A 26,974-nucleotide genomic window follows, 5' to 3' on the forward strand; every position below is an offset into this window, starting at 1 on the left:
AATATAGGAGAAAGGAAGGAGCGGCGTGAGTTATAAAGAAATCAATGTTACCCATACACGGGCGGATCAGGAAGCCTGGAAAAACGTGCTGAAAAAGCCGCTCTCTGAACGAGATGGCTATATAAAGGACGAGCATACGTTATCCTTGCCGCGTCTCGCCGCCCGGGTCCTTGGAACTCCGCATGATGCAACCGATTATTTTATTTATTTACATGAATTATTTGAAACAGATGGCATGCATATTTTAAGTGAAACACTCAATCGCCATATTGAGCCGGAGCACTTTCAAGCTCTCCAACGGATTCATTTAATTAACCAAGAAGAAAAGGGATTGTCCGTGAATCGCTTTGTGGCTTTTTTAGATGGCGAACAGCTGATTGTACGCCATCCAAATCCTGTGATGAACAGGCATATCCGCCTTTCTTTGATCAAGGTGTTTGAGCATTTCAAACAACTACATGAGGGCGGATTTCAGCATCCCGATTTTCGCCGCGTCCTACTAGATGTGGTGAAGTTTTCAAATAACCATCTAGGACCATGGCTGAAGGAAGTAAATGTAGAAGAAAAAATGCCGGCAGTCATTTGGTATGGAGAGGCGAATAAAAGTCAGCTTTATTTTCTTTATTATGTCATGCTGATTGGCTGTGATGTTGTGTTATTTCATCCAGAAGGCAAGGATCCGTTCCGCGAATTAGATCCAGAAGAAAAGCTGACTTTTATTGATCAGTATCCGGGGACTTCAAAGCTTGAACCGTTCCCTACTGAAAAGCCTGAGAGGAAATCCACGGTGGCGTACCGCTCAACAAGAGAGCTTGAAGAGGTGCTTCACACAGAAGATTCAATGCTGTATAAGCCGTGGCAATTCAGAGATCATACACCTCATTCCATTACGTTAAAGACAACGTATGACGAGCTGTTTTTAATTGCGAAAGAACGATCTTTTATCCGCCCTAATTTCAAAGCAGACCGGGACACGATACAGATTCCGAATCTTTTTGCGAAAATGATGGGGGTCACGCGAGACAAGCGTGAATACTGGGATCGTATCCACACATTAATGGAGGGAAAAGAGACAAAGATCATTCGCCATTTCCCTTTTACGAAAGAAGTGTCCTCGAATTATCAATTTCATTATCAGCATGCACTTTCTCCTGCGGGAGAGATTGATCCTGAATTATTAATGAAAAGCAATGTGTGGCAGTTTTCTCAATTATATGAGGGCACGCAGCGTGCGATGGCAGAGGCGATATCTCGAATCTGTCAGCATCCGAAGCTATTAAAAGAAGGCCAAGAGACCGAATTAGATGTTCGTATTTATTTATTCAAGCAGGTTCTGCATATTAGCCAGGACCTCATTGAACTCATTCAAACCTTTGATTATGCACAAACCGTACCGAAAGTGATTTTATACCATACGGAATACAATGGTGAGCTGACTCGTTCTGATGCGGCTGCCCTGATTTTTCTGAATGAAATGGGTGTGGATCTCTTCGTGTATCATCCGGCGGGATATCAGTGTATAGAGCGGTATATAGATGACCAATTATTTGATATACATTGGCTCGATGAAATGGTCATGAACCAAGAGTTTAAAGAGCCGTCCATCGTCAGAAAGTTATTTCAATCCATTAAAAACCGATAAGGAGATCAAAGCTTATGACAAATACAAACGGAAATGACATCATTTCAATTGATAAAGAAGAAATCAACATTGAGAAGGCAGACGACATTCGTGTTCAGCTTCGAAATGAACCAGAAGTACAGAACATTGCGAGACAGATTGATGCGAAAAATCAGCTGGAGCTGCTTGAATACGGAAAGCAGCCTGCTGTCGAAATCTCTAAGTTCTCTGACCGTATCCTTTCCATGATGCGTTCAACAAGCGTTACAGACTCAGGGACGATGCTTACGCAGCTTGGAAAGATTATGGATCGTTTTGATAAAAATGATTTTGATGAACCAAAGGGTGGTTTATTGTCAAAAATCTTTAAGCGTGGCGGCGGCATGATTGAAAAGATTTTCAGTAAATATCAAACTCTCGGTACAGAAATTGAAAAAATCAATGTGGAAATCAGTAAATATAAAGACGAAATGACCAAATCGACTGTGACGCTTGAAGAAATGTACGAGCATAACATTCAATACTATATGGAGCTTGAAAAGTATGTCGTAGCAGGTCAAATGAAAATCGAAGAATTAAAGCAATTGGTTCCTTCTTATGAAGAAAAAGCGGCTAGTGGAAACCAGCTGGCACAAATGGAGCTGGATACGCTTCGTAATGGTATTCAAGCGCTTGAAGAGCGTGTATATGACCTTGATATGGCACGGATGGTGGCTCTCCAAACGGCACCGCAAATCCGTTTACTGCAGCGTGGTAATACGAAATTGATCGGAAAAATCAACTCTGCCTTCATCATCACCATTCCAATTTTCAAAAATGGAATCATTCAAGCTGTCACAGCGAAGAGACAAAAGCTTGTGGCTGATTCAATGAGTGAGCTGGACAGAAGAACAAATGAAATGCTGAAGCGAAATGCTGAAAATATCTCTAGTCAAAGTGTTGAGATTGCCAAGTTATCCGGACGTCCAAGTATCGACATTGAAACGATCGAATCTTCCTTTAATACGATTGTACAAGGGATGAAAGAGACGAAGCAGATCGAAGAGGAAAACAAACGATTACGCGAAGATGGAACAAAACGTATGCTCGAGCTTCAAGATAATATTAAGCGGGCTGCCCTAGAGTCCTAAAAAAATAAGCTGTCTGTAACAAAAGTTGCAGGCAGTTTTTTATTCATTTGATTAAAATTTGAGAGAAAAGGTTTTTATGTGACCATTTTCGGGTAAATCCTGTTCAGAGGAATGGTTCACCCATGAATGAAAAAGTCCGGTGTCATGAGCATTCGACTTATTTTTTAGCATAATTAGGAAATTCCAGTAAAATATTGTCTGATGAGAGAAAATACCCCGTAAAATATGTAGTTTATGAAGCATTCTATAGGATTTAAGAGTAATACGGCGTATAAACTCTAATCACCAGACCTCTATATGGAATTCATACATATTGTGCGGAAATAAGCGAATTCTAAAGATTGTTCGCATCATAACGCTTATGTTACGGTTATAAAGATGCTAATTTGGAGGGAAAATATGAATTCTGAAGAGAGAAATATCAAAATCAAGATAAATAATGTATCTAAAATTTTCGGTAAAAATGCTAAAAAAGCATCTCAAATGCTTGAAAAAGGGAAAACAAAAAGAGATATCCTTAAGGAGACCGGCGCAACTGTTGGTGTCAATCGAGCAAATTTTGATGTTTATGACGGCGAGATATTTGTCATCATGGGGCTATCAGGGAGCGGAAAGTCCACACTTGTGAGGCTGCTAAATAGGTTAATCGAACCAACCTCCGGAGAAATATATATTGATGGGGATATGATAACAAATATGTCAAAGGATCAATTGCGTGAAGTGAGACGGAAAAAGATCAGCATGGTCTTCCAAAACTTCGCATTGTTCCCGCATCGTACAATTCTTGAGAACACAGAGTACGGACTTGAATTGCAAGGTGTAGAGAAAGAAGAGCGCCGGTCTAAAGCGCTTGAATCTCTAAAACTTGTTGGACTTGAAGGCTTTGAAGAGCAGTACCCAAATCAATTAAGTGGTGGGATGCAGCAGCGTGTTGGATTGGCACGTGCACTAGCAAATGACCCTGACATTTTATTAATGGATGAAGCATTCAGTGCACTAGATCCATTAATTCGTAAAGATATGCAGGACGAATTGCTTGAGCTTCATACGTCTGTAGGAAAAACGATTATTTTCATTACCCATGATCTAGATGAAGCGCTTCGCATTGGCGATCGCATTGTTCTCATGAAGGATGGAAATATCGTTCAAATTGGGACACCAGAAGAGATTTTGATGACCCCTTCTAACGAATATGTTGAACGTTTCGTTGAAGATGTGGATCTTTCTAAAGTATTAACCGCTGGTCATATTATGAAACGTGCAGAAACAGTTCAGATCGACAAAGGGGCACGTGTTGCGCTCACGCTCATGAAGAACCTTGGAATTTCGTCTATCTATGCAGTGGATAAGAAAAAGCATTTATTAGGTGTCATTTCTGCACAAGCAGCGAAAAAAGCGGCAGAAGCGGGCGCGTCACTTGAAACGGTTCTTGATAAAGAATTCACGACGGTATTGGAATCGACGTATTTGACAGAGATCTTTGATGCGGTGTCTGATGCGGCAAACATTCCAATTGCAGTTGTAGATGAGAAAAACAGAATGAAGGGTATTGTGGTCAGAGGTGCATTGATTGGTGCATTATCAGGTAATGATGAGTATATCAACATGTCTGACAACCCAGAGGAAACCAAAGCACAAGAGCCTTCTGCACAGGAGGTAGAATAAGATGTTTAGTATGAGTGATTTACCTAGAATTCCGTTCGCGGATTATATCGATCGATTTGTTGACTGGTTAACATTAACCTTTGGTGGTTTCTTTGATGGGATCACAAATGGATTAGCAGGAACGGTTAATGGGATTGTCGCAGCACTTGGCGTGATTCCATCCATTATTTTAACACTTATTTTTGCCGGAATCGCTTGGTGGATCAGCACAAGAGGAGTTGCTCTTTTCACACTTATTGGATTTTTGCTGATCGACTACTTAGGCTACTGGCAGCCAATGCTTCAAACTCTTGCACTCGTTCTGACAGCTGTGGTCATTTCCATCGTGATCGGGGTTCCGATCGGTATTTGGGCATCACAGAAGGAAACTGTGCGTAAAGTTGTGACACCTATTTTAGATTTAATGCAGACAATGCCTGCGTTCGTCTATCTATTACCAGCGATCTTCTTCTTTAACATTGGAGTTGTTCCTGGGGTTGTGGCATCGGTTATTTTCTCCATGCCGCCAACGATTCGTATGACGATTCTTGGAATTAAACAAGTACCAGCAGATTTAATTGAAGCGACAGAAGCGTTTGGTTCAACGACATTCCAGCGTTTATTCAAAGTTCAGCTTCCGCTTGCAACAAAAACCATCCTAGCAGGGATTAACCAAAGTATCATGCTTGCCCTATCAATGGTCGTTATTGCGGCAATGGTAGGTGCACCAGGACTTGGATCTGAAGTATACAGTGCTGTGACACAGCTGAAAACAGGTATTGGTTTTGAAGCTGGTATCGCCATTGTCATTGTTGCAATTACACTGGATCGTATTACACAAAACATTAAAACGAAAAAAACCAGGGGGAATGCTTAATGTGGAAAAAGTCTCTCTACATTGGGATGACCGCCCTGCTCGTCTTTTTACTAGCCGCTTGTGGTGCACAATCAGATTCAAATTCGAGTGCAGCACAGCAGGTCAATAAAACCATTATCGGGATTGATCCGGGTTCAGGTATTATGGCTCTAACGGATCAAGCGAAAAAGGATTACGGCTTAGAGGATTGGACGGTTGTGTCTGCATCAAGTGCAGCCATGACAGCGACGTTGAAGAAATCTTATGATCGTAAAAAGCCAATCATCATCACTGGCTGGAATCCTCACTGGATGTTTACCCGCTATGATTTAAAATATTTAGATGATCCAAAGAAATCTTACGGTGAAGCGGAAGAAATTCATACCATTTCACGTAAAGGATTTGCAAAGGATCAGCCGGAAGCTGCCAAAATGCTTAGTCAGTTTAAATGGTCTCAAGATGACATGGGCGAAGTCATGATTGATATCCAAGATGGTACCAATCCAAAGGATGCCGCCCTTAAATATGTGAAAAAGCATAAAGATCAAGTGGCTAAATGGACAAAAGGCGTGAAAAAGTCAAATGGTGACAAGGTCAATCTTGCCTACGTTGCGTGGGATAGTGAGATTGCAAGTACCAATGTTGCAGCAGAAGTATTGCGTGAACTTGGTTTTAAAGTGACCTTGACTCAGGTTGAAGCAGGTCCAATGTGGACAGCAATTGCAACTGGAAGTGCTGATGCATCATTATCTGCTTGGCTGCCAAATACGCATAAAACGTATGCAGCGAAGTTTAAAGGAAAATATGATGATCTCGGTACAAGCATGAAAGGTCTTCGAATGGGTCTAGTTGTTCCGACTTATATGAAGAACGTGAATTCCATTGAGGATTTGAAAAAATAGCTAATTATGTGATCGTTCCCTTATAATAGAAGGGAGCATATGGAAAAAGCAGTCTGCTCAAAAAGCGGCTGCTTTTTTCTTATACATAAGGATGGTGGAAGAGTTGTCGATGATGGATAAGCCAATCATGATTTTCCTGCATGGCGGAGGAGTAAGCAGTTGGATGTGGCAGGAACAGATCGAAGCATTTAAAGAAGGATATGATTGCTATACCCCTGATCTCATCGGTCACGGGACAAGAGCAAATGAACAGCCGTTTTCTATGAGAGAAAGCGCCCGTGAGATCATCTCATGGATTGAGGAGCATGCGCACGGCCGTACAGTCATTCTCGTTGGATTCTCTCTAGGTGCACAGATTGCCGTTGATGTGTTATCGAGAGAGCCAGACATCGTAGACATAGCCGTGATCAATAGCGCCCTTGTGATGCCATTGCCGTGGCTCTATTTGATGGTGAAGCCTATTTTACCTCTTACGTACCCGTTATTAAAGAAAGATTGGTTTATCCAGCTCCAAGCTGAAAAGATGGGAATTCCAAGTCATGTACTGGAACATTATGCGGCTGATTCGAAACATTTGCAAAAGGAAATCCTTCATACAATGTTTCAAGAAAACCTTCATTACAAGCTCCCAGACACGTTTCAGCAAGCGAAAGCACGGATTCTTGTGACAGTGGGAGAAAAAGAAAGAGGCATCATGAAACGGTCAGCGAAAAAAATAACGAATGCACATCCAAAGGCAGCAGGATTCATCGTTCCAGACATTGGACATACGTTTACTTTTGAAAGGAAAGACCTCTTTACTGAAATGATCAAATGCTTTGTAGAGGCGCGTGAGTTACCAGCAGAATTAAAAGAAATCAGGTAGTCATGCTATGAGGAAGTGAAGACAGGCATAAAAGGGGCAACCGTGTCTTAGAACTTGTATGATATAGGTATAAAACGCTTACAGCTGAGCAGTTGTACGACTGGAAGCTCGTGAGCCATAGAAGGAGGAGCTAATAATGAGTAAAAACTATATCATATTCGGTGCAAGTCAAGGATTAGGGGATGCTTTTGTGAAAGGTCTTCCTTCAAGTGGAGATACAGTTTGGATTGTGTCGCGAAGTGAACCAAGCAGTTTGAATATAGATGACGGAGTACATAGAATTTGGCTGAAAATCGATTTATCAAGCCAAACACATATCCCTTTTATGCTCGAAGCATTGGAGAACAAGACCATTGATGTACTGATTTATAACGTGGGTTTATGGGAGAAACGAGGCTTTGAAGACGATTATTCTTTCGATCAGGACCAGCCAGAGGATATCGCTCATTTAATCAATGTGAATGTTACCTCAACCATTACCTACATCCAAGCATTGCTTCCGCATGTAAGGAAATCTGAGAATGGAAAAATCATCGTGATTGGCTCGACTGCGGGACTCGACCATACGAACCTGCCACAGGTTTCCTTTGTAGCGTCTAAATTTGGATTGCGTGGGATCGTGAATGCACTTAGAGAGCATGTGAGAAAGGATAAAATATCCGTCACCTGTATCAATCCAGGAGAGCTGGCGGCGGAAGTCCCATATGAAGATGGAGTGGAAAAAGCCATCACCCTATATGATGAAACGAGAATACCTGTACAAGATATTGTGGAGCTTGCGAGATGCGTGATTCATTTATCAAGGGTATCCTGTGTGAAAGAAATCAACGTCCCAGCGATGACAGATTTGAATGCTTAAATGATCGTGATCAAGTAAACCACCCGCTTTAAGAAAAGACGGGTGGCTTTTTTATTTTACGATGAATGCTGCTGAAGCGTTTTGTATACAGCCTCAGTCAAAATCTCAATGCCGGTAAAGATAGCAGAGCGATCGAATGTCATATAAGGATGATGAAGCCCTGGCTTTAAATCACAGCCTAATCCGAGCATCGTGGATTTGATATGCGGGACTTCTGCTGCATAAAAGTGAAAATCTTCTCCGCCTGTTGTCACGATCGGTGGATCGAGATGTTCTTTGCCTAAAACGTGTTCAATCGCATCAGACATGATCAGGACGGCATCCTCATTTAATGTCGCAGCAGGCAAACGATGATCTGTTGAAAGTGTAATAGAAGCGCCAAAGGCGTCCGCTACAGAATGACATGCTCTTTCAATTTCCTTTTCTAGTTCATCCATCACTTCGTTTGTTTGTGCCCGCACATCTAATGTAAAAGAAGCCTTTCCAGGTATGATGTTCGAGCTGCCGCCGCCTGCATTCAAATTGGTCATTTTCACAGAATGTGCTACTCTTGGATCGACATGTATATGCGCTAGTCTTTGCACGAGGGTAGCAGCGACTTCAATGACGTTGATACCGAGGTGTGGGCGTGCACCGTGCGCTTCCTCTCCAATAATTGTCCCGATGTAATGATTACTGGACCCGTGTAAAATCGCTGGTGCGCAGCGTCCGTTTAATGTTTCTTGAATTGGGCGCACGTGCACTCCGTATAAGTAATCGACATCTGCTAACACACCTTTTTCAATCATCTTCAGAGCGCCGCCGCCTCTTTCTTCAGCTGGCTGAAAAATGAACCGGATCGTGCCGTTCGGTCGTTCTTTTTCCTTTAATGCCATGAAGGTGCCGAGCGCCATCGTCATGTGCGCATCGTGGCCACATGAATGATTGGCTTGAAACTCACCATCTACTTCCTGCCAAAGTGCGTCAATATCGGCTCTCACAGCGACCACTGGTACGCCTTCTCCAATTTCACCGATCACCCCTGTACAGTCTTCAAATGTTCGTGTCTTGCAGCCCATTTTCTTTAATATGTCTTCGATATAAGCAGTTGTATTCGTCTCTTCCCAGCTTATTTCTGGGTGGGCATGCAGGTGTTCAAAGATGTCTGTCACGGTTTGTTTCATTTCGTTTGTCAAAGTTGTCATGCGAAGCCTCCTTGCTGACAGATAATCTGCCAAAACATTCTTTTAGTGAAATAATATTGATCTTAAATATCATCAGTGTTTATAATATAACACATCATTTGATTATTCAGAATATTAAGTGAAATTTCGATCGGGACAAAGGGGTTTTGACAGATGAAAACAGCGACAGTATCAGCACCTAAGAAACAAAAACGAACACTTCAAATGCCGGATGCCTATGTGCTCTTATTTATGATTGCACTAATTTGTACCATTGCAACATATTTTGTACCAGCGGGAGAGTTTGACCGAAAGACATCAGGGGAGATCACAACAGCCGTTCCTGGCAGCTATCACCGCATTGATCAATCACCAGTGAGTGCGGTTGGCTTTTTCACAGCCATTCAAGAAGGAATGGTGGGGTCATCTTCTATTATTTTTCTGATTTTATTTACTGGCGGAACCATTGCAATCTTGGAGAAGACAGGTGCAATTAACGGGATGATTCACCATGTCATCAGCCGCTTTCAAACGAAGCAATTATTGTTCATTTGTATTGTTGGAGGACTATTTTCGGTGCTTGGGACGACCGGAATTGTCGTGAACTCTGTCATTGGCTTTATTCCGATCGGCATCATTGTGGCACGGTCCTTGAAGTGGGACGCTGTGGCGGGAGCGGCGGTCATTTACATCGGCTGTTATGCCGGCTTTAACGCAACGATTTTATCCCCATCTCCATTAGGTTTGTCTCAAACGATTGCAGAACTGCCGATCTTTTCTGGTATTGGCCTGCGTGTCATTATTTATCTTTGCTTTCTTATTTCTAGTATTGTGTACATCTATTTATATACAAGACGCCTGAAGAATAAAGAAAAGGGAAGCCTTCTTGGGGATGAGTGGTTTCCTGCTAAGGGGCTTGGAGGAGCTGAAGCGGAATCAGTGGACAAGCCTGCCTTTACCAGCAGACATAAGCTGATTTTAGCGGTGTGTGGTTTGTCGCTTGGAGGCTTTTTATATGGCGCGCTTCAGCTTGGCTGGACCGATAAGGAAATGGCGGGTGTGTTTATTTTTATGGCGATCGCTGCTGGACTGCTCGGCGGATTAGCAGCCAATGATATTGCGAAAACGTTTATTGTTGGCTGTCAAAGCCTTGTATACGGTGCACTTATTGTCGGGATGGCGCGCTGCATTTCAGTCATTCTAGAAAACGGTAAATTGCTTGATACAGTGGTCAATGGTTTGGCGAGTATGTTAACAGGATTTAGTCCAATTGCTGGTGCGATCGGGATGTATATTGCAAGTGCGCTTCTTCATTTTTTGATTTCATCAGGGTCCGGAGAAGCTGTTGTCTTTATTCCGATTCTTGCGCCGCTGGCTGATTTAATGGGCATCACTAGACAAGTAGCTGTAGAAGCGGTCATGCTCGGTGAAGGAGTAGTCAACTGTATCAATCCTACTTCAGGTGTGTTGATGGCTGTGCTTGCTGCAAGTGGTATTCCTTATGTGAAGTGGCTGCGTTTTATGGTGCCGCTTGCGCTCATTTGGTTTGTCATCGGTCTTGTGTTTATCTGTATCGGAGTAATGATCAACTGGGGACCTTATTAAATATGTATTACGCTGCCGAAGAGAGTTTGGCAGCTTTTTTCTTATGGAAATATGTATGGAGACAGCGGTTTGAAACCACAATAAGTGTGTTCACAAATTCGCTACATATTTTTTTAAAGCAACCCCCTTGCAAAAGTTTGTGAAGTATTGCACAATAGAAATGTGAAATACTTCACAAACAAAAAAGCAACCTAGTTTTACTCAGGAGGATGAGATAAATGACAAACGAAAAAGTAAACAAAGTAGCACTTATTGGAGCAGGTTTCGTCGGCAGTAGTTATGCCTTTACATTAATAAATCAAGCGATCACAGATGAATTGGTTGTGATTGATCTGAATCAAGACAAAGCAATGGGTGACGTAATGGATTTAAACCACGGGAAAGCATTTGCCCCGCATCCTGTGAATACGTGGTATGGAGATTATAAGGATTGTCAGGATGCAGATATTGTGTGTATCTGTGCTGGAGCGAACCAAAAACCAGGTGAAACAAGACTTGATCTTGTTGAGAAAAATTTAAATATCTTTAAAGGCATTGTAGACAATGTGATGAAAAGCGGATTCGATGGCATTTTCTTAGTTGCCACAAACCCTGTTGATATTTTGACATATGCAACTTGGAAATTCAGTGGACTTCCAAAAGAACGAGTGATTGGTAGTGGGACCACTCTTGATACCGCAAGATTTAGATACATGCTAAGTGAGTATTTTGAAGCAGCGGCACACAACGTGCATGCGTACATCATTGGAGAGCATGGTGATACAGAGCTTGCTGTTTGGAGTCATGCGAATATCGGGAGTGTACCGATTACAGAATTAGTGAAGAGAAATGATCAATACAAACAAGAAGATTTGGATGAAATCATGGAAAATGTGCGTCACGCCGCTTATCAAATCATTGAGAAAAAAGGTGCCACTTACTACGGCGTCGCGATGAGTTTAGCCCGCATCACAAGAGCGATCTTGCACAATGAAAACAGCATTTTGACTGTCAGCACTTATTTAGATGGAGAGTATGGAGCAGAAGATGTCTACATTGGTGTACCTGCCCTTGTGAACAGAAATGGTGCAACAGAAATTATGGAGCTTGCACTGAACGAGACGGAAAAAGAAAAGTTCGCACACAGTGTGAATGTGTTAAAAGAGATTTTGGCTCCTCATTTTTAATCAATCAAAGGCAACCTATCTGAGCAGAAAAGGATGAATCACTATGTGGCAGCAAATATATGATCCGTTTGGTAATGAATTCGTGAGTGCATTGGTCGCAATGCTTCCAATCTTGTTTTTCCTACTTGCATTAACTGTATTTAAGTTAAAAGGTGTTTTAGCCGCTTGTTTTACCTTAATCGTCAGTTTTGTGACAGCTGTTTTCTTCTTTCATATGCCAATTGAAAAGGCACTATCTGCTGTACTGCTCGGTATATCTAATGGGCTTTGGCCGATTGGATATATCGTCATCATGGCCGTATGGCTCTATAAAATTGCTGTGAAATCTGGGAAATTTGATGTCATTCGTTCTAGTATTGCTGGAATCTCTCAAGATCAACGTCTTCAGCTCTTATTAATTGGTTTTAGTTTTAACGCATTTTTAGAGGGAGCAGCTGGGTTTGGGGTACCGATTGCGATCAGTGCCGCTCTTTTAACAGAGCTTGGATTTAAACCACTGAAAGCCGCAATGCTCTGTTTAATTGCCAATGCTGCGTCTGGCGCGTTTGGTGCAGTGGGCATCCCAGTCATTACAGGGGCGCAAATGGGCAATATGACGCCGCTCGCTTTATCTCAAACCCTTGTGTATACGATCCCATTTATTTCTTTCTGTATCCCGTTTCTACTCATTCTGATTGTAGACGGCTTCAAAGGGATCAAAGAAACGCTGCCAGCCTTGCTTGTTGTCAGTGGAAGCTATGCGATTTTGCAAGCTGTGACGATGGTGACGATGGGCCCTGAGCTTGCCAACATTATTTCAGCCTTAGCAAGTATGGGAATTTTGGCTTTATTTCTTCGGAAATGGCAGCCAAAACACATTTATCGTGAAGAAGGAGCGCCAGCCATTGAACAAAAACAAACGTATCGCGGAGTTGAAATCCTGAAAGCATGGTCTCCGTTCTATATTTTAACTGCCGTTATTACTGTATGGAGTCTGCCAGCATTTAAAGCATTGTTTGCTGTAGGAGGACCACTCAACTGGACGACGATTTTAGTGAAAATGCCGTTTCTACATCAGCAAATTGTGAAATTACCACCAATTGCACAAACAGCAACCCCCATTGATGCGATCTTTAAAATAGATGTCATTAGTGCAACAGGTACTGCTATTTTGATTGCGGTCATGCTGACAGGATTGTTTAGCAGACATATTAGGTTAACAGAAGGCGCTGCCTGCTTAAAAGCAGCGGTGAAGGAGCTGTGGGTACCTGTTCTCACCATTTGTTTTGTCATGGGCTTTGCCAACTTGGCAAACTTTGCCGGACTTAGCTCTGCAATTGGTCTTGCGCTTGCCAAAACAGGCGATTTGTTCCCGCTTGTCAGCCCGGTGCTTGGCTGGATCGGCGTGTTTATTACTGGGTCTGTCGTGAGTAACAATGCATTATTCGGTAACCTTCAAGCGGTCACTGCTTCTCAAATCGGATCACAGGCAGGTTTGTTAATCGGGGCGAATACGACCGGTGGTGTCATGGCGAAGTTAATTTCTCCACAATCAATCGCCATCGCTACAGCAGCCGTTGGAGAAACAGGTAAAGAATCTGAGCTATTCAAAAAGACAGTGAAGTACAGCTTCATCTTGCTTGCCATCGTGTGTATATGGACATTCATTCTTGCTCAATTTGTATAGGTTCATAGATAGGTTTTAAAAAAGACTGAGATGGCTCTCAGTCTTTTTTTGTTTATGTAGATTCTCTTGTCACGAGCCGAGTAGGCAGTTGGATATGATCACGCTGTAATGGTTTTTGGTCTTGCAGAAGCTGGATCATTTGCTGCACAGACCGCTGGCCAAGTTCTACGATCGGGATGTCAATGGTGGTGATCGTTGGGGCCATCACCTCGCAAATGTCTTGGTTGTCATAGCCGATAACCGCTAGATCCTCGGGGATTTGATAACCATATGAAATGGCCTGTTTAATGAGCCCTGCTGCGACTTGATCATTGCCGGTAAAAATGGCATCAGGTGTATCCGGCATGCCATGGATCAAATCCATTAAGCGAAAGCCGTCTTCAATGGTAAAGGCCTCCCCAAACAGCCAATCTTCATTTAGCGGCAAACCGTGAGCAGAAAGCGCATCCAGATAGCCCTTTCTTCTTTGTTTCTGTGCCTCACTACTTTCTGTATCAAAGCAAAACCCAATCGATTTACGCCCTGACCGAATCAAATAGTCAACAGCCTTATAGGCGGCTTCGCGCTCATCGTATCCAATAATCGGGATATCTGCTGTTTGATGATATTCATTTGCCATGACAATGGGGCCGTTTGATAAAAATGGCTCGATCTTTTCCCACTTATTTTCTAATGCCCCCAATATGACGCCATCTACTTCTTTTCTTTTTAATAATTGAAGCCCTTCAAGCTCTAGTGATTCTTGGTAAAACGTCTGGAGCACGATAGCTTTATACCCTTGATCCAGTGCTTCCTTTGAAATGCCTTTAATCAATTGTGCAAAAAAAGGATGGTCCACAGCCGGGACAGACACAGCAATGGTCTTTGTCTGATGTGAACGAAGGGTGCGAGCCGCTGAACTCGGTGTATACTCCATTTCCTTCATCACCTGTAAAATGCGCTGACGCTTTTCCTCTGACACATATGGATGATGATTCAGCACCCTGGAAACAGTGGTGGTTGAAACCCCGCAGCGCTTGGCAATTTCATAAATTGTACACATATTAACAAATCCTTTACACAAAGTTATTGTTCTGAAATCGATAACATCATTTACAATGTGAAACAAGTTAAATATTAACAAATGGAATTGATTAATTGGAGGGAATGGAATGCAAATATTGACGAAGATATCAGGTAAAAGCAAGGATTATCTACCTTTGCTGGATATGATCAATCAAGGTGTTCAAGTAAAGTCTGATTCAGTAGAAAAGCATCTAGCGAATGAAAAGCTGGTGACGTTCCTTGAACAAGATATTGAGCACACAGGTTTGGAAAAAATTCTCTTCCATTATAAACAAAATAAGGAAAAAAAGATACCGTTCCTGCCAGTTGATAAACTGATTTCAGAGGATGAGATCGATGATATTATGCAGGTACTGAAAGAAGTATTGAATTCTGGCCGTTTTACTTCAGGGCCATATATTCCACGTTTTGAAAAAGCGCTCGCTGAGTATTTAGGGAAAAAATATGTCATTGCCACGTCAAGTGGGACAGATGCCCTCATGATCAGCCTCATATCAGCAGGCGTCCATCCAGGAGACGAGGTCATTCTGCCAGCCAATAGCTTTGCTGCAACAGAAAATGCAGTGCTTGCTATTGGGGCTGTTCCAGTCTATGCCGATATTGACCCAGATACCTACTGCCTGGCACCGAGTGAAATAGAGAAGCATATCACGGATAAGACGGTATGCATTCTGCCGGTTCATTTATATGGAAAGCAAGCGGATATGAAGGCCATTTCGGCGATTGCGAAGCAGCATGGTCTAAAAATCATTGAAGATGGCTGTCAGGCGATTGGCAGCAGCAGCCTTGGGGCATTTGGAGATGGACTTGTTCTCAGCTTTAACCCATACAAAAACCTTGGAGTCTGCGGAAAGGCAGGAGCCATTGCCACAAATGATGAAGCCTTAGCCGAAAAATGCATGGAGATCAGCTATCATGGGTTTGAAGTAGGAAAGAAAAATGTCAAACGCAGTGACTACGGCTTTAATTCCAAGATTGATAACTTGCAGGCAGCGATCGGACTAGAACGGATGAAGTATTTAAGTTTGCAAAACTTTAAGCGTTTTTACTTAGCAAAGCGATACATTGATCAGCTACAAACGCTTGAGGATGAAGGAACCATCAAGCTTCCGAAGCTGACAGATGATCATGTATGGCACCTATTTCCTATCAGGGTGATCAAAGGAGATCGAGATGAGCTGGCGGAGCAGTTGCTAGAGCTGGGCATTGAGACCGATGTCTATTACCCAATTCTATCGCATCAGCATCAAACAAATCTTGTCTCCCAAAAATATAAACAAGCGACGCTTCCGCATACGGAAAAAGCAGCACGGCAGTTGCTCCATTTGCCGCTTTACCCGGGAATGCCGCTGCAAGACCAGGAGAAAGTCATCGAGGGGGTCCATCATGTTATCAAATCTTCCATTCAGTAAAAAGCTGCTGAATCAGCCGGAAAACCCGCAGTGGATCGTCTTCTGTGACTTTGATGAAACCTATTATTCTCACGGAATGACAGAGAAGCAGAGAAAGGATGTAAAGCATCTGGAAGCATTTGTGGCAGAAAAGAGCGAAGCAGGACAGCTCATACTGGGCTGGGTGACCGGGAGCAGTCTCGATTCTGTCACGAGCAAAATGGAAAAAGGCGGCTTCAGCCAATTTCCGCATTTTATTGCGTCGAACTTAGGGACTGAGATTGTGTATACGTCGGATGCTCATTTCGGACAGCCTGATGCGAAATGGATGAAACGGCTGGATGCGCAAGGCTTTTCAGATGAAAAAATCGAAGAAATCCTGCAAACCGTACGTGAAAAGGGGATTACCCTCAGGCCTCAAACACAGCTGGGCAGCTCAGGATATAAGAAAAATTTCTATTATCAGGAGCAGGATGAACGGACAGATCTTCATCATCTCTCGTTCATACAAACACTTGCCAAAGAGCGGGGTGTGGCGGTCAACATCAACAAATGCAACCCGCTCGCAGGGGACCCTGCGGATTGCTATGATGTCGACTTTTTACCAGTCGGGACAGGGAAGGATGAAATTGTCCGCTTTATGCTGAGTCAATATGATCTATCAATAGACCAAGGCTTTGCCTTTGGTGATAGTGGGAACGATTTGCGTATGCTTCAATCCGTCACGCACGGGTTTCTCGTCCAAAATGCGACGGCCGAGGCCAAACGGCACCATCACCAAATTTGTCATCATGGGTATGCAGAAGGAATCTACGAAACACTGAAAACAGTGATGTATAAACATGAGGAGGCACATTCATGAAGAAAATCGGAATTGTTGGAGCAGGGAATATTGCAAAAGCACATGCAAGAGCTTTATCAACGATCAAAGGTGCAGAATTATCCGGCGTCTATGATTTGCACGAATCAGTAGCACAGGGATTCATTAAACAGTACGGCGGACGGGTGTATTCAAGTATCGATACGCTAGCCGATGCATCTGATGGGCTGATTATTGCTTCCCCTAACTTTTGTCACAAGGACCATGCCCTTCAGGCGCTAAGAGCGGGACAGCCGATTTTATGTGAAAAACCGATGGCTGTCTCGTTGAAAGAAGCGAAGGAAATGGTGGAGACAGCCAAACAGTTCCAGGTTCAGGCCGGTATGGGCTTTAACTATCGTTACTTATCCTTTGTGAATATTTTGAAGAACTTGATTGCCAATGGTGAATTGGGCCGAATTTTAACGGTTAGAACCCATTTTAAGAAAAATAGTGCCCTCAGAAGAAAGACATTTTCATGGAGAGACAGCGGCGAGAGTCTTCGAACAAGCGGTGCACTAGGGGATCTTGGCATTCATTTGTTTGATATGCTGTGGTACTTATTTGGCAGTGGAATGAAAAAAGAATCTCTTAACACGAAGATGCTGACACATGTAAAGGAAAAAGAAGAGAAAAAGGTAGAGGTGGATGATCATACCGAAATTTTTGGGCAAATGGAGAATCAAGTGTTCTTTCATTTGGTGACGTCCAAAAGCTCGCAGCCTGAGGAATGCGGATTTAGTGTAGAAGTGATTGGCCATGACAAGGTATTCAAATACCATACGAACATGAAAAACGAATATGAGATCACTGATGGCTTAAGTGTAGAACGTCATCAAATGCCGCAAACCCTGCTGACTGATCCGCCAAATGAATTTTATGGATGGTCCGATACGTTCCGTGATCAGCTGATGCATTGGGTGAATACAGATCCATATCCATCTCATATGAAGGTGGCTGATTTTGAAGATGGATTTCGCGCGCAGGCTGCGTTAAATACATGCTTCGAGAGGGAAGAGGCTGTCGTCTCTGCCCAGGCATATTAAAGAGGTGGAGCGGAGAATTTCAACTCCGCTCCTTTTTAGAGGAAGTGAAAAGATGAAAAAGGTGTTTTATTTTGGCTGTGTCTTTTATTTTTTTATTGGGACCATTCATGTGTTTTTTGGAAGCTTAACTCCTTATTTGCTGTCTAGTTATGATAAGGGTCCCGGGGAATTATCTTCTTTAATCTTTTTTCAGTTTATTGGTTTTTTGACAGGTGTTCTTTTATCCCCCATTCTTGTGAGAAAAAAAGGCTATGGCGCTGTTTTGACCATGGGACTGCTGCTCATGATTGGTTCACTTCTCCTTGGGCTTTTGGTGCCAGGCTGGACGACGCTTGTGCTGGCAGGTTTTTTTCTTGGGAGCGGTGCGGGCAGTCTTGAGACAACAGCCGGGGCGTATGTGATTTCAATGGCAAACAGTGCAAAGCGAATTAGCATCATGGAAGTCTTTTTTGGATTAGGTGCACTGCTATTCCCTCTTTTGATTCTGCTGACCGTCACAGAACAGACGTGGCATTATGTGTTTTTATTCCAGGTAGGTGCGCTGACATTTTTCCTCATGCTCTGGCTTGTCTTTATGAGTAAATTGCCTCGTGGGCAGATGGCTGCTCCTTATCATGAGAAGAAGAAACCGTCTTTACTTGTTGATCGCAGCAATCGAATGATTGTCGTGCTCATGATATGCTTTGCTTTTTTCTACGCAGGAATTGAAACGAACTTTGCGAACTTTTTGCCGTCGATCATGCTGGAAAAAGGGGGAGACAATTGGGGTCTCTTTGCTGTCTCCACTTTTTGGACGGCGATTGTCATCGGCAGAACCGTGATCGCGAGAAAAGCAGATCAGCTGCATCCGCTGCGTTTTTTAAAGCTAAGTGCGGCTCTCATGATCCTGCTGCTCGTTGTATTTGCACTGACAACCCACATAGCCGCCCAGCTGATTCTCATCTTTTTCATTGGTTTGTGCGCAGCTGGCATGTTTCCAATCGCGCTGACTGCCTCTGCATTAATGATTAAAAATGCTATTGACGAAGCAACGAGTTATTTTATTGCTGCTGCGAGTTTAGGTGGAGCCTGCTTGTCCTTTTTCATTGGATTTAGTCTTGAATGGGCAGGAGCGGCAAGTGCCGTCTTTGTTTTCGCCTTCTTAGCCGTTCTTCTGTTTGCAGCTGCGATTCAAATGAATCGCTCCAGGAAAAAAACGGACCTTCCGCAACAGTCGGCGCTGAAAGCAGATCGGTAAGCAGCTTATCCAATTTGCTCGTCCTTTCTTTTTTAAGTCCAACTGAAAAGATGACAAAGGACTTGTACTAAAACACAAAAGGTTTGAATAACATGTACAAGTCAGCATCAAAAGGAGGACGTCTATGTGGCGGTGTTTTTTGGTTATATCTTTTTAGGGTTGTCACTTTCAGCGCCTGTTGGGCCAGTCAATGCAGCCCAGATTGACAGAGGGATTAAAAGTGGATTTTGGCACGCATGGATTTTTGGTGTGGGGGCTATGGCTGCGGATATTGTCTATATGCTCCTCATATATTTTGGTGTCGCCCAGCTTTTGACCGCACCTCTTGTGAAAACTTTTTTATGGCTGTTCGGTTTTTTCGTTCTGACCTATACCGGTATTGAAAGCCTACGTAAAATCAATTTGCAGGAGAGCCCGAAAAAGGACGGAGGAAACACATCGGTCGGACATTCGTTCATGACGGGGTTTTTCATTTCCCTTTCCAATCCGCTCAGTATTTTATTTTGGCTTGGAATCTATGGCAGTATTTTGGCCAATACGATCGAAAAGTATGGGGCTTCCCAAATGCTGATGTACAGCATCGCTATTTTCATCGGCATGCTTCTATGGGATTTTTGTATGGCACTACTGGCCAGTACGTTTAGACGTTATTTAAGTGAACGGGTCCTTCATGGTTTATCGGTTCTTGCAGGTCTATCTTTACTCGGCTTCGGTGCCTATTTTGGATATCAAGGCATCATGGCGTTGATTGGTTAGAAGGACTACAAAAAACAGACTGACACGTTCAGTCTGTTTTTTTGTAAGGATTGACAGACATAGAACATTCTTGAATAATAGTGGAATATAAAATGGATTCAAGGAGCTTTTGCCATGCGTATGTTTCTGCCAGTATTCAACTATGCGTGTATGCTGATTTTGTCTGTCATCTCAGCGACATTCGTTTATACCATCCTATTCACCCCGCCTGAAGTGGGCTTCAGTTATGTGGAGATAACTAGTTTTTTTATTTTGATCGCTTATGTGTTATTTGCTGCACCGATACAAATTGTTTTACATCGAAACCCTAAAAAGTTTCGAGGCCGTGATTTGCTCATTTATTTTATTGTGGCGTGGGTTGTTTGTTCGGCGTTGGCTTTGTGGATTGATTATGGACTTGTCGTGTTTATTAGCTACAAAGTCTATCTGTTTAGCTTCTCTGCAGCTCTCATTTATTGGTTTTTGGATTCCGTCTTTTTAATGAACAAGAGAGCATAGGTTTTTTTCGAGGTCATCCGCTTGATTCAAAAGTTCTCTATTAAAAAAATATGATGGTTACAATACATTCACCCGTTCATAACATGATTGGAACAAATGGGTCAATACTTGCTCAAGTGATTTAAAAAATACACCTTGTGTATGCGCAAGGAAAGTCGTTGAAGGACAGTCACCAGAGTTCTTCTTCCTCATAGGCTATGAAAAAGAAGCTTAAAACGAGGTGGAAGGAAATGGCCCAGCTGTATGCAAAAAGTTGCCTTGATCAAAATCTACGATCACTAGAAGAATGGAAGCAGGACGCTTTCACACAATTTGGAGAGATGGTCGGAGATGAGGCAGATACATTCCCTTGTGTACCAGGAAGACAAGGATTTTTCCTTGATCATTTACGTTATGGTTTTGTCGGTGACCCGAGGGGAGAAGAAGCAGTCAATGAGCTTGCAGAGCTGTTAAGGGCTTATCAAAGCTGTTCAAGACAAACCGGTCAATATGCTTCATTCATCTGCTTTTTTGAAACGCCTCAGGACTTGCAAGAAAGTTCGATTGAAGAGTTTGAGGATCAGTTTTGGTCGCTCGTTCAACGATTACATCAAAAAGATGAAATGAAATGGCCTGATGACATTCCGGCAGATCCTGAACATCATGAATGGGAGTTTTGCTTTCATGGGGAGCCTTATTTTATTTTATGCGCGACACCTGCTCACAAGCTCAGAAAAAGCCGTCACTTCCCTTATGTCATGATGGCGTTTCAGCCAAGGTGGGTGTTTGAGAAGATGAATGGTTCGACCACATTTGGACAAAAAATGAGCAAACTTGTTCGTAAGCGGCTCAAGGCGTATGATCAAGTAGACGTACACCCTGCGTTAAAATGGTACGGGGATCAGAAAAATTTAGAGTGGAAGCAATATTTCCTCTCAGATGATGAGGCGGAGAAACCCGACTCCGCCAAATGTCCATTTACTGCTTTAAAAAACATGATGAAATTATGATGCGGTCTGATCCTGTTTCCATTTTTTCTTCATAAATAGCACCATGATGGCAATCACTGCAATGATCCCAATACTGATAAAAAAACCTGGTCGTCCGCTTGCCTCTGTCAATGTGCCTGAAACGGCGGCTCCAATTAAGAGCAGCGCAAGAATCATTTCGCACGTTTGGCGAGTGGATGGCTTTGATAGCTTTTTACTTGAGAACAGGATGAACACCCATGTGTACAGAAGGGTAAGACCGGCTGCTGTTGTGAGATGCTCATAGATGTGTTTGGACAAAAAGAGTGCAAGCAAAATCGAGACAATTAATCCAGCAGCAGTTAAGATAATCGAAGACCATCTGACATGAGCTGGGTCTTTTTGTTTAAAACAAGCAGGTGCATCTTGATGCTCCGACATCGTGCCAAGTAGCGTCGTGACCGCATAGAGAGAGGCAACCAATGTAGAAAAACCGGCAATAATGAAAATGCCATTAAAGATATGAAGAAAGATCGACAAATGGAACGGTTCTAAAGATGTAATAAATGGACTGCTGTTCTCGTTAAAGGCTGTCACTGGGACAAGCAAGAGAGCAAGTCCGATTGAGACGATATAAATGACCGCTAGAATGATCAGCATGACTCGTCCAGACTTTGCAGCATCCTTCGGGTCCTTTAAATGAACCGCCATCAGACCCATGACTTCAATTCCCCCAAATGCATAAAACGCATAAATCAATCCATTCCAGAGACCAAGCGGACCAAGCGGCATCCATTCGTGATCTTTGTTAGGCAGATGGAGGGCCGGTTTATGATCTGTGAGAATACCGCATAAAACAAGGACGGCAAGGATCATAAACAGCAGAATCGCTCCGGTCTTCAGCACCGCAAGGACATTTTCAGTCTTTTGAAAAGAAGAAAGCCCAATGATAATCACGAGCAGGGCGAGAGCGGAATAAATCGCCGAAAACACCCAAAGCGGAACGGATGGAAACCAGTGACGGGTAAAAAGAGAAATCGCCGTCAGCTGACTCCCTGTAATCAGCATTTCTGCAAACCAATACACCCAGCCATTGCTAAAACCTGCCCAGCGTCCATATGCTTTACGAGCATAAGAACAAAACGACCCTTTATCAGGATTTTCGGCTGTCATCGCAGCCAAATGTTTAAAGACGAGATATGTGCCGACTGCAGCAAGCAAAAAAGAAATGCAGACGGAATAACCGGACTTTGTAATGGCGATGCTGGAACCAAGGAAGAACCCAGTGCCAATTGTACAGCCGACTCCGATGAGAGAAAGCTGCCACCAAGATAAAGATTGTTCTTCTTTCAATGCAAGTGCAACACCTTTCTATTTCAATGACATTAGCTTGTGACCGCCTCTTTTTTTTATACATGATCAAAGGGACGTTTTGGGCATACTGTCATGGAAAGGAGTGCATGTGATGAACGCAGAATATGTGATTTTACCAAAGGATGGACACGGCTTTCGTTTAGGAAAAGGCCAATGTATGCGAGTAGTCGATGTCGAAGGTCAGCAAGTAGCAGATGTGATGGCTTATCATGAAAAGGATTTTTATGAAAAATTTGATCAAGGCGCTACAATGGACAGCCTGTTCTCTTCCAAAGTGAAAAAAGGCGATAAGCTCTATTCTAATTTATATAAACCGATGTTTACGGTCATTGAAGATACAGTAGAATGCCATGATTTATACATGCCTGCGTGCCGGCAAGAAATGTATCAGCTCTTATATGGCCGGACACACTTAGAGGTCATGCATACATGCTACGATAATCTTCGTACAGCCTTTGAGCCATTTGGTATTCCGAAAGAAGATATGTACTATCCTTTTAATGTCTTTATGAATACAGTCATTGATGAAAAAGGAAAGCTGTCTGTAGAACTGCCAAAATCACTCTCCGGTGATTACATTCGACTCCGAGCAGAAATGGATCTCATTGTGGCAGTGTCCGCATGTCCAGCAGATATAGGAAAGTGCAATGGTGCAAGCTGTACATCCATACGGGTAGAAATTGATTGAAAATGAAAGGCCAGTCAAAAAAGACCTTGGTCTCTTTCGTTTGTGAATGTTTGATCATTTATGAAAAAGGGGAACGTCTAATAAAATATCCTTCATGAAAACATGCTATAATGAAGACTCTAAAATCGTTGTCAAACCAATTAAATTGAGAGTAAAACCTGTTCTCTTCATGTAGAGGATGCTTAGGAGGAAAAGTGTATGAGTTTGCAGAAAAAGATCAGCCAAGAGTTGCATGTGCAGCCCTCAATTGACCCAAAGCAGGAGATCGAAAAACGGGTTGGATTTTTAAAGGATTACTTGAAAAAAACCGGCGCAAAAGGCTTCGTCCTCGGCATTAGCGGCGGACAGGATTCAACGCTTGCTGGTCGTCTCGCTCAGCTGGCTGCATCTGAGCTGCGTCAAGAAGGAAAAGAAGATGCTGTCTTTATTGCGGTTCGTCTCCCGCATGGCGTGCAGCAGGATGAAGACGATGCTCAGCTGGCTCTATCATTTATACAGCCGGACAAGTCGTGGAAATATGATATTGCGCCTGCGGTGACTGCATTCAGTGATCAGTATCAAAAGGAAACAAACAAGCCGCTGTCTGACTTTAATAAAGGGAATGTCAAAGCACGCATGAGAATGATCGCACAGTATGCCATCGGTGGAGAGGAAGGGTTACTTGTCCTCGGTACAGATCATGCGGCTGAAGCAGTGACTGGTTTCTTCACGAAGTATGGAGATGGTGGTGCAGATGTTCTGCCGCTCACAGGTCTGACGAAACGCCAAGGACGGACGCTGTTAGAAGCTCTTCAAGCGCCAGAACGCTTGTACTTAAAGAAACCAACAGCCGATCTGCTGGATGACAAGCCTCAGCAAACGGATGAAACAGAACTCGGTATTACGTACAATGAAATTGATGATTACTTAGAAGGAAAACCAGTTTCAGATTACGCTGCTGAAGCAATTGAAAAACGCTATGTTCAATCAGAACATAAACGCCAAGTACCAGCTTCAATGTTTGATGACTGGTGGAAATAAGAAAATGTCTGAAACCTCTCCTGTGACGGAGAGGTTTTTTAGTTTCAGTAAATTTGACAGAATAAGCAGAACATGTTTCATTAAATTAGTAGAACGATATACTTACGTCTGTTTTACTAAATAAAGGGTGGATTTTTGGATAAGACAGTGAAATGATTAGTTCGATTCACTTAATTTATCACCAAATGACTGTATTTTCAGAAAAAAGATTGACGGCAAAAACGAATGCGCTTACAATGAAATCACATTCCAAAAAGTGAAATTAGATTCCACTAGACGGAATAAGAGGAGCTTCATCTCCAAAAATAAGCTAAAGGAATGAGTCACACAATGAAAAATCGCAGTGCACTGGAAATATACAAAGAAGGGGGCGCTTGGTGGGAGACAGAGATTAGTGATATTCAGAAAAACTCAATTGAGCTACGAGGGTATCCAATTGAAGAGCTCATTGGCGAATTGTCATATCCACAGATGCTTTATTTATTGCTTGTCGGAGAATTGCTAGATGATTCCAAAGCTGCCCTTTTTGAGAGTGTTCTTGTCGCAGGTGCAGACCATGGACCAAGAGCACCATCTATTGCTGCAGCAAGAATGGCCGTTACTTGTGGCATTTCATTTAATTCTTCTGTAGCGACAGGGATGAATCTATTAGGTGATATTCACGGCGGTGCCGGCGAAAAGGCAATGCGTATGCTGTACGAGGCAAAATCAATCTACGATGAAAACAAAGATGTAAAATATGCGGCAAAGCAAGTGTGTCAGGATTGGTTAGCCCGTAAAGCCAAGATACCAGGTATCGGCCATCAGCTGCATGATGATGATCCGCGGGTGAGACGTTTATATGAATTGAGTCAGTCATATGTCGAGCACGGTCATATTAGTGGGATTTACTTGCGGTTAGCGGAGGCAATCAGGCACGAACTTGAAAACCGAAAAGGGAAAAAAATAACGATGAACATAGATGGCGTATCAGCTGCGATTCAATGTGAATTAAACATCCCGGCTGAAGCAGCAAAAGGCATCTTTTCCTTATCAAGAGGAATGGGCATTGTGGCGCACGCATACGAGGAGCTAACAAAGGGAGCCCTTGTAAAAGGACCTTGTCCAAATGAAGAAAAACTGGTTCGTTACGTTGGGCATGGAACGCGTCATTTGAAGGAGGGTGAGACAATTTGAGTGAATTGAAAGCGTTGTCATATGTGGATGGAGATTGGCTTGAAGCAAACCGTGAAAAAGAGGACATCATCAATCCTTACTCTAGAGAGACAATCGGCACATCTTATTTAGCGTCAACAGAAGATATAGAACACGCACTGACTGTTGCACAGCAAATCAAAAAACAACTAGTGGGTATGTCAGCGTTAGAGCGTTCGACTCTTTTGAAAAAAGCAGCTACATTGCTAGAAGATCAAAAAGAATATTTTGCAAAACTCATTTCTTTAGAATTAGGAAAGCCGCTTAAAAACACACGAGATGAAGTCTCGCGATCTATTGAAACGTTAGTGCAATCAGCCGAAGAAGCCAATCGATTAATAGGGGAGACCATTCCTGGTCATGTATCATCTCGCGGACAAGGAGCAATGGCGATGACATTTAAAGTGCCAGTTGGTGTGGTGTTAGCCATTACCCCTTTTAATGCACCACTCAATCTCATTTGTCACAAAATTGGTCCTGCTTTTGCAGCAGGGAATGCCATTATTTTAAAACCGGCTCCGCAAACATCAGCGGTTGCCACAGCATTTGTCAAACTGCTGCTTGAAGCGGGATTCCCTGAAAAAAGCGTGCAGCTCATTATCGGTGGAGTAGATGCCGGAAGACAATTAGTGACGGATGAAAGAACAAATCTTGTTTCTTTTACCGGAGGCGCAGTCGGCGGGGAACATATTACTAATTCCGCTGGATTGAAAAAGGTACTACTAGAGCTTGGTGGAAATGGAGCTACTATTGTCCATCATGATGCGGATATTGAAAAAGCTGCATCCCTTTGCGCAAAAACGGGTTTCAGTAATTCTGGTCAAAGTTGTATTTCCGTTCAACGAATTTATGTCCACAAGGAAATCCTGGAAACATTTACTGAGACACTAAAAGCAAAAGTGGATCAGCTTATCGTTGGAGATCCACTGTCCAGTGAAAGTGATATCGGCTGTATGGTTGATGAACAGGCAGCAAAACGTGTAGAAGTTTGGATACAAGAAGCAGAGAAAATGGGCGCTAGCATCATTTCTGGAGGACAAAGAAATGGAGCAAGCGTTAGACCAACCATTTTGCTAAACCCACCGAAACAGGCCAAAGTCGTGTGTGAGGAAGTATTTGGTCCAGTTGTCAGCATCCTTCCTTATGAAGATTTAAATGAAGCGATCAAAGAAGCAAATGATAGTCGCTACGGTTTGCAAGCCGGAATCTTTACGAGCCAGTTGGATGTGGCGTTACACGCAGCGAAAGAGCTTGAAACTGGGGGCGTGATCATCAATGGGACATCGAATTTCAGATTGGATCACTGGCCATATGGCGGTATTAAGCGAAGTGGTATTGGAAGGGAAGGTCCACGTTTCGCCATTGAAGAGATGACGGAAACCAAAATGGTCGTCCTTCCAGAAGGTATATAAGGGGGAAGCA

General features: G+C 42.9%; 24 protein-coding genes. 21 read left to right on the forward strand and 3 right to left on the reverse strand.

Translation table 11 applies throughout. The annotated features are described in order from the left end of the window. Positions 1-25: 25 nt before the first annotated feature. The 7 genes from C6W18_RS14515 to C6W18_RS14545 all read left to right on the forward strand — a co-directional run bounded on the left by C6W18_RS14515 (position 26) and on the right by C6W18_RS14545 (position 7,877). Positions 26-1,642: a YceG family protein gene (locus tag C6W18_RS14515; RefSeq protein WP_105928003.1), complete on the forward strand. Its 1,617-nt coding sequence runs from the start codon at positions 26-28 to the stop codon at positions 1,640-1,642. Positions 1,643-1,656: 14 nt separating this feature from the next. Next, positions 1,657-2,751 carry a toxic anion resistance protein gene (locus C6W18_RS14520; RefSeq protein ID WP_105928004.1) on the forward strand — a complete coding sequence of 365 codons (1,095 nt, stop codon included), beginning with the start codon at positions 1,657-1,659 and terminating at the stop codon, positions 2,749-2,751. A 399-nt stretch (positions 2,752-3,150) separates the two neighbouring features. Beyond that, entirely contained in the window at positions 3,151-4,416 is a 1,266-nt protein-coding gene (opuAA, locus tag C6W18_RS14525) for a glycine/proline betaine ABC transporter ATP-binding protein OpuAA (protein ID WP_034320604.1), read from the forward strand. Positions 4,417-4,426: 10 nt separating this feature from the next. Then, complete coding sequence (gene opuAB / locus C6W18_RS14530) at positions 4,427-5,272, forward strand: glycine/proline betaine ABC transporter permease subunit OpuAB (protein WP_105928119.1); 846 nt, start codon at positions 4,427-4,429, stop codon at positions 5,270-5,272. Continuing rightward, positions 5,272-6,153 carry a glycine betaine ABC transporter substrate-binding protein gene (locus C6W18_RS14535; protein ID WP_105928005.1) on the forward strand — a complete coding sequence of 294 codons (882 nt, stop codon included), beginning with the start codon at positions 5,272-5,274 and terminating at the stop codon, positions 6,151-6,153. Before opuAB ends, C6W18_RS14535 begins: the two co-directional genes overlap by 1 nt. Before the next feature lie 112 nt (positions 6,154-6,265). After that, on the forward strand, positions 6,266-7,018 hold the full coding sequence (locus tag C6W18_RS14540) for an alpha/beta fold hydrolase (RefSeq protein ID WP_223251719.1): 753 nt from the start codon (positions 6,266-6,268) through the stop codon (positions 7,016-7,018). Positions 7,019-7,154: 136 nt separating this feature from the next. After that, on the forward strand, positions 7,155-7,877 hold the full coding sequence (locus tag C6W18_RS14545; protein ID WP_105928007.1) for an SDR family NAD(P)-dependent oxidoreductase: 723 nt from the start codon (positions 7,155-7,157) through the stop codon (positions 7,875-7,877). A 56-nt stretch (positions 7,878-7,933) separates the two neighbouring features. Here the strand turns inward: C6W18_RS14545 and C6W18_RS14550 are convergent, their stop codons facing one another. Beyond that, positions 7,934-9,061, reverse strand: coding sequence for a M20 peptidase aminoacylase family protein (locus C6W18_RS14550; RefSeq protein ID WP_034320614.1), 1,128 nt, complete (start codon positions 9,059-9,061; stop codon positions 7,934-7,936). Between the two features lie 153 nt (positions 9,062-9,214). Between C6W18_RS14550 and C6W18_RS14555 the strand changes: the two genes are divergently transcribed. The 3 genes from C6W18_RS14555 to C6W18_RS14565 all read left to right on the forward strand — a co-directional run bounded on the left by C6W18_RS14555 (position 9,215) and on the right by C6W18_RS14565 (position 13,477). After that, positions 9,215-10,645: a YfcC family protein gene (locus C6W18_RS14555; protein ID WP_105928008.1), complete on the forward strand. Its 1,431-nt coding sequence runs from the start codon at positions 9,215-9,217 to the stop codon at positions 10,643-10,645. 218 nt (positions 10,646-10,863) lie between these two features. Next, positions 10,864-11,811, forward strand: coding sequence for an L-lactate dehydrogenase (locus C6W18_RS14560; protein WP_105928009.1), 948 nt, complete (start codon positions 10,864-10,866; stop codon positions 11,809-11,811). A 43-nt stretch (positions 11,812-11,854) separates the two neighbouring features. Continuing rightward, complete coding sequence (locus C6W18_RS14565; protein ID WP_105928010.1) at positions 11,855-13,477, forward strand: L-lactate permease; 1,623 nt, start codon at positions 11,855-11,857, stop codon at positions 13,475-13,477. A 52-nt stretch (positions 13,478-13,529) separates the two neighbouring features. Here C6W18_RS14565 and C6W18_RS14570 read toward each other — a convergent pair whose 3' ends face one another. Next, the gene (locus tag C6W18_RS14570; RefSeq protein WP_105928011.1) at positions 13,530-14,519 is read right to left on the reverse strand and encodes a LacI family DNA-binding transcriptional regulator; all 990 of its coding nucleotides are present in this window, start codon (positions 14,517-14,519) and stop codon (positions 13,530-13,532) included. Between the two features lie 109 nt (positions 14,520-14,628). On the opposite strand from C6W18_RS14570, the gene C6W18_RS14575 reads away from it, so the two are divergent. The 7 genes from C6W18_RS14575 to C6W18_RS14605 all read left to right on the forward strand — a co-directional run bounded on the left by C6W18_RS14575 (position 14,629) and on the right by C6W18_RS14605 (position 21,318). Beyond that, positions 14,629-15,954: a DegT/DnrJ/EryC1/StrS family aminotransferase gene (locus C6W18_RS14575; RefSeq protein ID WP_105928012.1), complete on the forward strand. Its 1,326-nt coding sequence runs from the start codon at positions 14,629-14,631 to the stop codon at positions 15,952-15,954. Further along, complete coding sequence (locus tag C6W18_RS14580; RefSeq protein ID WP_105928013.1) at positions 15,929-16,795, forward strand: HAD-IIB family hydrolase; 867 nt, start codon at positions 15,929-15,931, stop codon at positions 16,793-16,795. The genes C6W18_RS14575 and C6W18_RS14580 overlap by 26 nt, the downstream gene beginning before the upstream one ends. Next, complete coding sequence (locus C6W18_RS14585) at positions 16,792-17,838, forward strand: Gfo/Idh/MocA family protein (RefSeq protein ID WP_034320633.1); 1,047 nt, start codon at positions 16,792-16,794, stop codon at positions 17,836-17,838. The genes C6W18_RS14580 and C6W18_RS14585 overlap by 4 nt, the downstream gene beginning before the upstream one ends. Positions 17,839-17,890: 52 nt before the next feature. Continuing rightward, positions 17,891-19,075 carry an MFS transporter gene (locus C6W18_RS14590; RefSeq protein WP_105928014.1) on the forward strand — a complete coding sequence of 395 codons (1,185 nt, stop codon included), beginning with the start codon at positions 17,891-17,893 and terminating at the stop codon, positions 19,073-19,075. A 126-nt stretch (positions 19,076-19,201) separates the two neighbouring features. After that, entirely contained in the window at positions 19,202-19,831 is a 630-nt protein-coding gene (locus C6W18_RS14595) for a LysE family translocator (protein WP_105928015.1), read from the forward strand. Positions 19,832-19,945: 114 nt separating this feature from the next. Further along, positions 19,946-20,329: a UPF0715 family protein gene (locus C6W18_RS14600; protein ID WP_105928016.1), complete on the forward strand. Its 384-nt coding sequence runs from the start codon at positions 19,946-19,948 to the stop codon at positions 20,327-20,329. Positions 20,330-20,559: 230 nt separating this feature from the next. Further along, positions 20,560-21,318 carry a YqcI/YcgG family protein gene (locus tag C6W18_RS14605; RefSeq protein WP_105928017.1) on the forward strand — a complete coding sequence of 253 codons (759 nt, stop codon included), beginning with the start codon at positions 20,560-20,562 and terminating at the stop codon, positions 21,316-21,318. Here C6W18_RS14605 and C6W18_RS14610 read toward each other — a convergent pair. After that, a complete protein-coding gene (locus C6W18_RS14610) occupies positions 21,313-22,629 on the reverse strand; it encodes an amino acid permease (RefSeq protein WP_189318101.1) in 1,317 nt (438 codons plus the stop codon). The genes C6W18_RS14605 and C6W18_RS14610 overlap by 6 nt on opposite strands. 112 nt (positions 22,630-22,741) lie before the next feature. Between C6W18_RS14610 and C6W18_RS14615 the strand changes: the two genes are divergently transcribed. The 4 genes from C6W18_RS14615 to C6W18_RS14630 all read left to right on the forward strand — a co-directional run bounded on the left by C6W18_RS14615 (position 22,742) and on the right by C6W18_RS14630 (position 26,964). Then, entirely contained in the window at positions 22,742-23,338 is a 597-nt protein-coding gene (locus C6W18_RS14615; RefSeq protein WP_034320650.1) for a DUF1989 domain-containing protein, read from the forward strand. A 198-nt stretch (positions 23,339-23,536) separates the two neighbouring features. Continuing rightward, positions 23,537-24,358 carry an ammonia-dependent NAD(+) synthetase gene (nadE, locus tag C6W18_RS14620; protein WP_105928018.1) on the forward strand — a complete coding sequence of 274 codons (822 nt, stop codon included), beginning with the start codon at positions 23,537-23,539 and terminating at the stop codon, positions 24,356-24,358. Positions 24,359-24,676: 318 nt separating this feature from the next. Beyond that, complete coding sequence (locus C6W18_RS14625) at positions 24,677-25,534, forward strand: citryl-CoA lyase (protein ID WP_105928019.1); 858 nt, start codon at positions 24,677-24,679, stop codon at positions 25,532-25,534. Continuing rightward, a complete protein-coding gene (locus tag C6W18_RS14630; RefSeq protein WP_105928020.1) occupies positions 25,531-26,964 on the forward strand; it encodes an aldehyde dehydrogenase family protein in 1,434 nt (477 codons plus the stop codon). Before C6W18_RS14625 ends, C6W18_RS14630 begins: the two co-directional genes overlap by 4 nt. Positions 26,965-26,974: the final 10 nt, after the last annotated feature.

It is taken from the genome of Bacillus sp. LLTC93 (assembly GCF_002993125.1).
GTDB lineage: Bacteria > Bacillota > Bacilli > Bacillales > Bacillaceae > Bacillus > Bacillus zhangzhouensis.

Bases quoted from the DNA above. Each gene is read 5' to 3' on its own strand.
- C6W18_RS14520 (WP_105928004.1), top strand. From the start codon at position 1,657: ATGACAAATACAAACGGAAATGACATCATTTCAATTGATAAAGAAGAA.
- opuAA (WP_034320604.1), top strand. From the start codon at position 3,151: ATGAATTCTGAAGAGAGAAATATCAAAATCAAGATAAATAATGTATCT.
- opuAB (WP_105928119.1), top strand. From the start codon at position 4,427: ATGAGTGATTTACCTAGAATTCCGTTCGCGGATTATATCGATCGATTT.
- C6W18_RS14535 (WP_105928005.1), top strand. From the start codon at position 5,272: ATGTGGAAAAAGTCTCTCTACATTGGGATGACCGCCCTGCTCGTCTTT.
- C6W18_RS14540 (WP_223251719.1), top strand. From the start codon at position 6,266: ATGGATAAGCCAATCATGATTTTCCTGCATGGCGGAGGAGTAAGCAGT.
- C6W18_RS14545 (WP_105928007.1), top strand. From the start codon at position 7,155: ATGAGTAAAAACTATATCATATTCGGTGCAAGTCAAGGATTAGGGGAT.
- C6W18_RS14550 (WP_034320614.1), bottom strand. From the start codon at position 9,061: ATGACAACTTTGACAAACGAAATGAAACAAACCGTGACAGACATCTTT.
- C6W18_RS14555 (WP_105928008.1), top strand. From the start codon at position 9,215: ATGAAAACAGCGACAGTATCAGCACCTAAGAAACAAAAACGAACACTT.
- C6W18_RS14560 (WP_105928009.1), top strand. From the start codon at position 10,864: ATGACAAACGAAAAAGTAAACAAAGTAGCACTTATTGGAGCAGGTTTC.
- C6W18_RS14565 (WP_105928010.1), top strand. From the start codon at position 11,855: ATGTGGCAGCAAATATATGATCCGTTTGGTAATGAATTCGTGAGTGCA.
- C6W18_RS14570 (WP_105928011.1), bottom strand. From the start codon at position 14,519: ATGTGTACAATTTATGAAATTGCCAAGCGCTGCGGGGTTTCAACCACC.
- C6W18_RS14575 (WP_105928012.1), top strand. From the start codon at position 14,629: ATGCAAATATTGACGAAGATATCAGGTAAAAGCAAGGATTATCTACCT.
- C6W18_RS14580 (WP_105928013.1), top strand. From the start codon at position 15,929: ATGTTATCAAATCTTCCATTCAGTAAAAAGCTGCTGAATCAGCCGGAA.
- C6W18_RS14585 (WP_034320633.1), top strand. From the start codon at position 16,792: ATGAAGAAAATCGGAATTGTTGGAGCAGGGAATATTGCAAAAGCACAT.
- C6W18_RS14590 (WP_105928014.1), top strand. From the start codon at position 17,891: ATGAAAAAGGTGTTTTATTTTGGCTGTGTCTTTTATTTTTTTATTGGG.
- C6W18_RS14600 (WP_105928016.1), top strand. From the start codon at position 19,946: ATGCGTATGTTTCTGCCAGTATTCAACTATGCGTGTATGCTGATTTTG.
- C6W18_RS14605 (WP_105928017.1), top strand. From the start codon at position 20,560: ATGGCCCAGCTGTATGCAAAAAGTTGCCTTGATCAAAATCTACGATCA.
- C6W18_RS14615 (WP_034320650.1), top strand. From the start codon at position 22,742: ATGAACGCAGAATATGTGATTTTACCAAAGGATGGACACGGCTTTCGT.
- nadE (WP_105928018.1), top strand. From the start codon at position 23,537: ATGAGTTTGCAGAAAAAGATCAGCCAAGAGTTGCATGTGCAGCCCTCA.
- C6W18_RS14625 (WP_105928019.1), top strand. From the start codon at position 24,677: ATGAGTCACACAATGAAAAATCGCAGTGCACTGGAAATATACAAAGAA.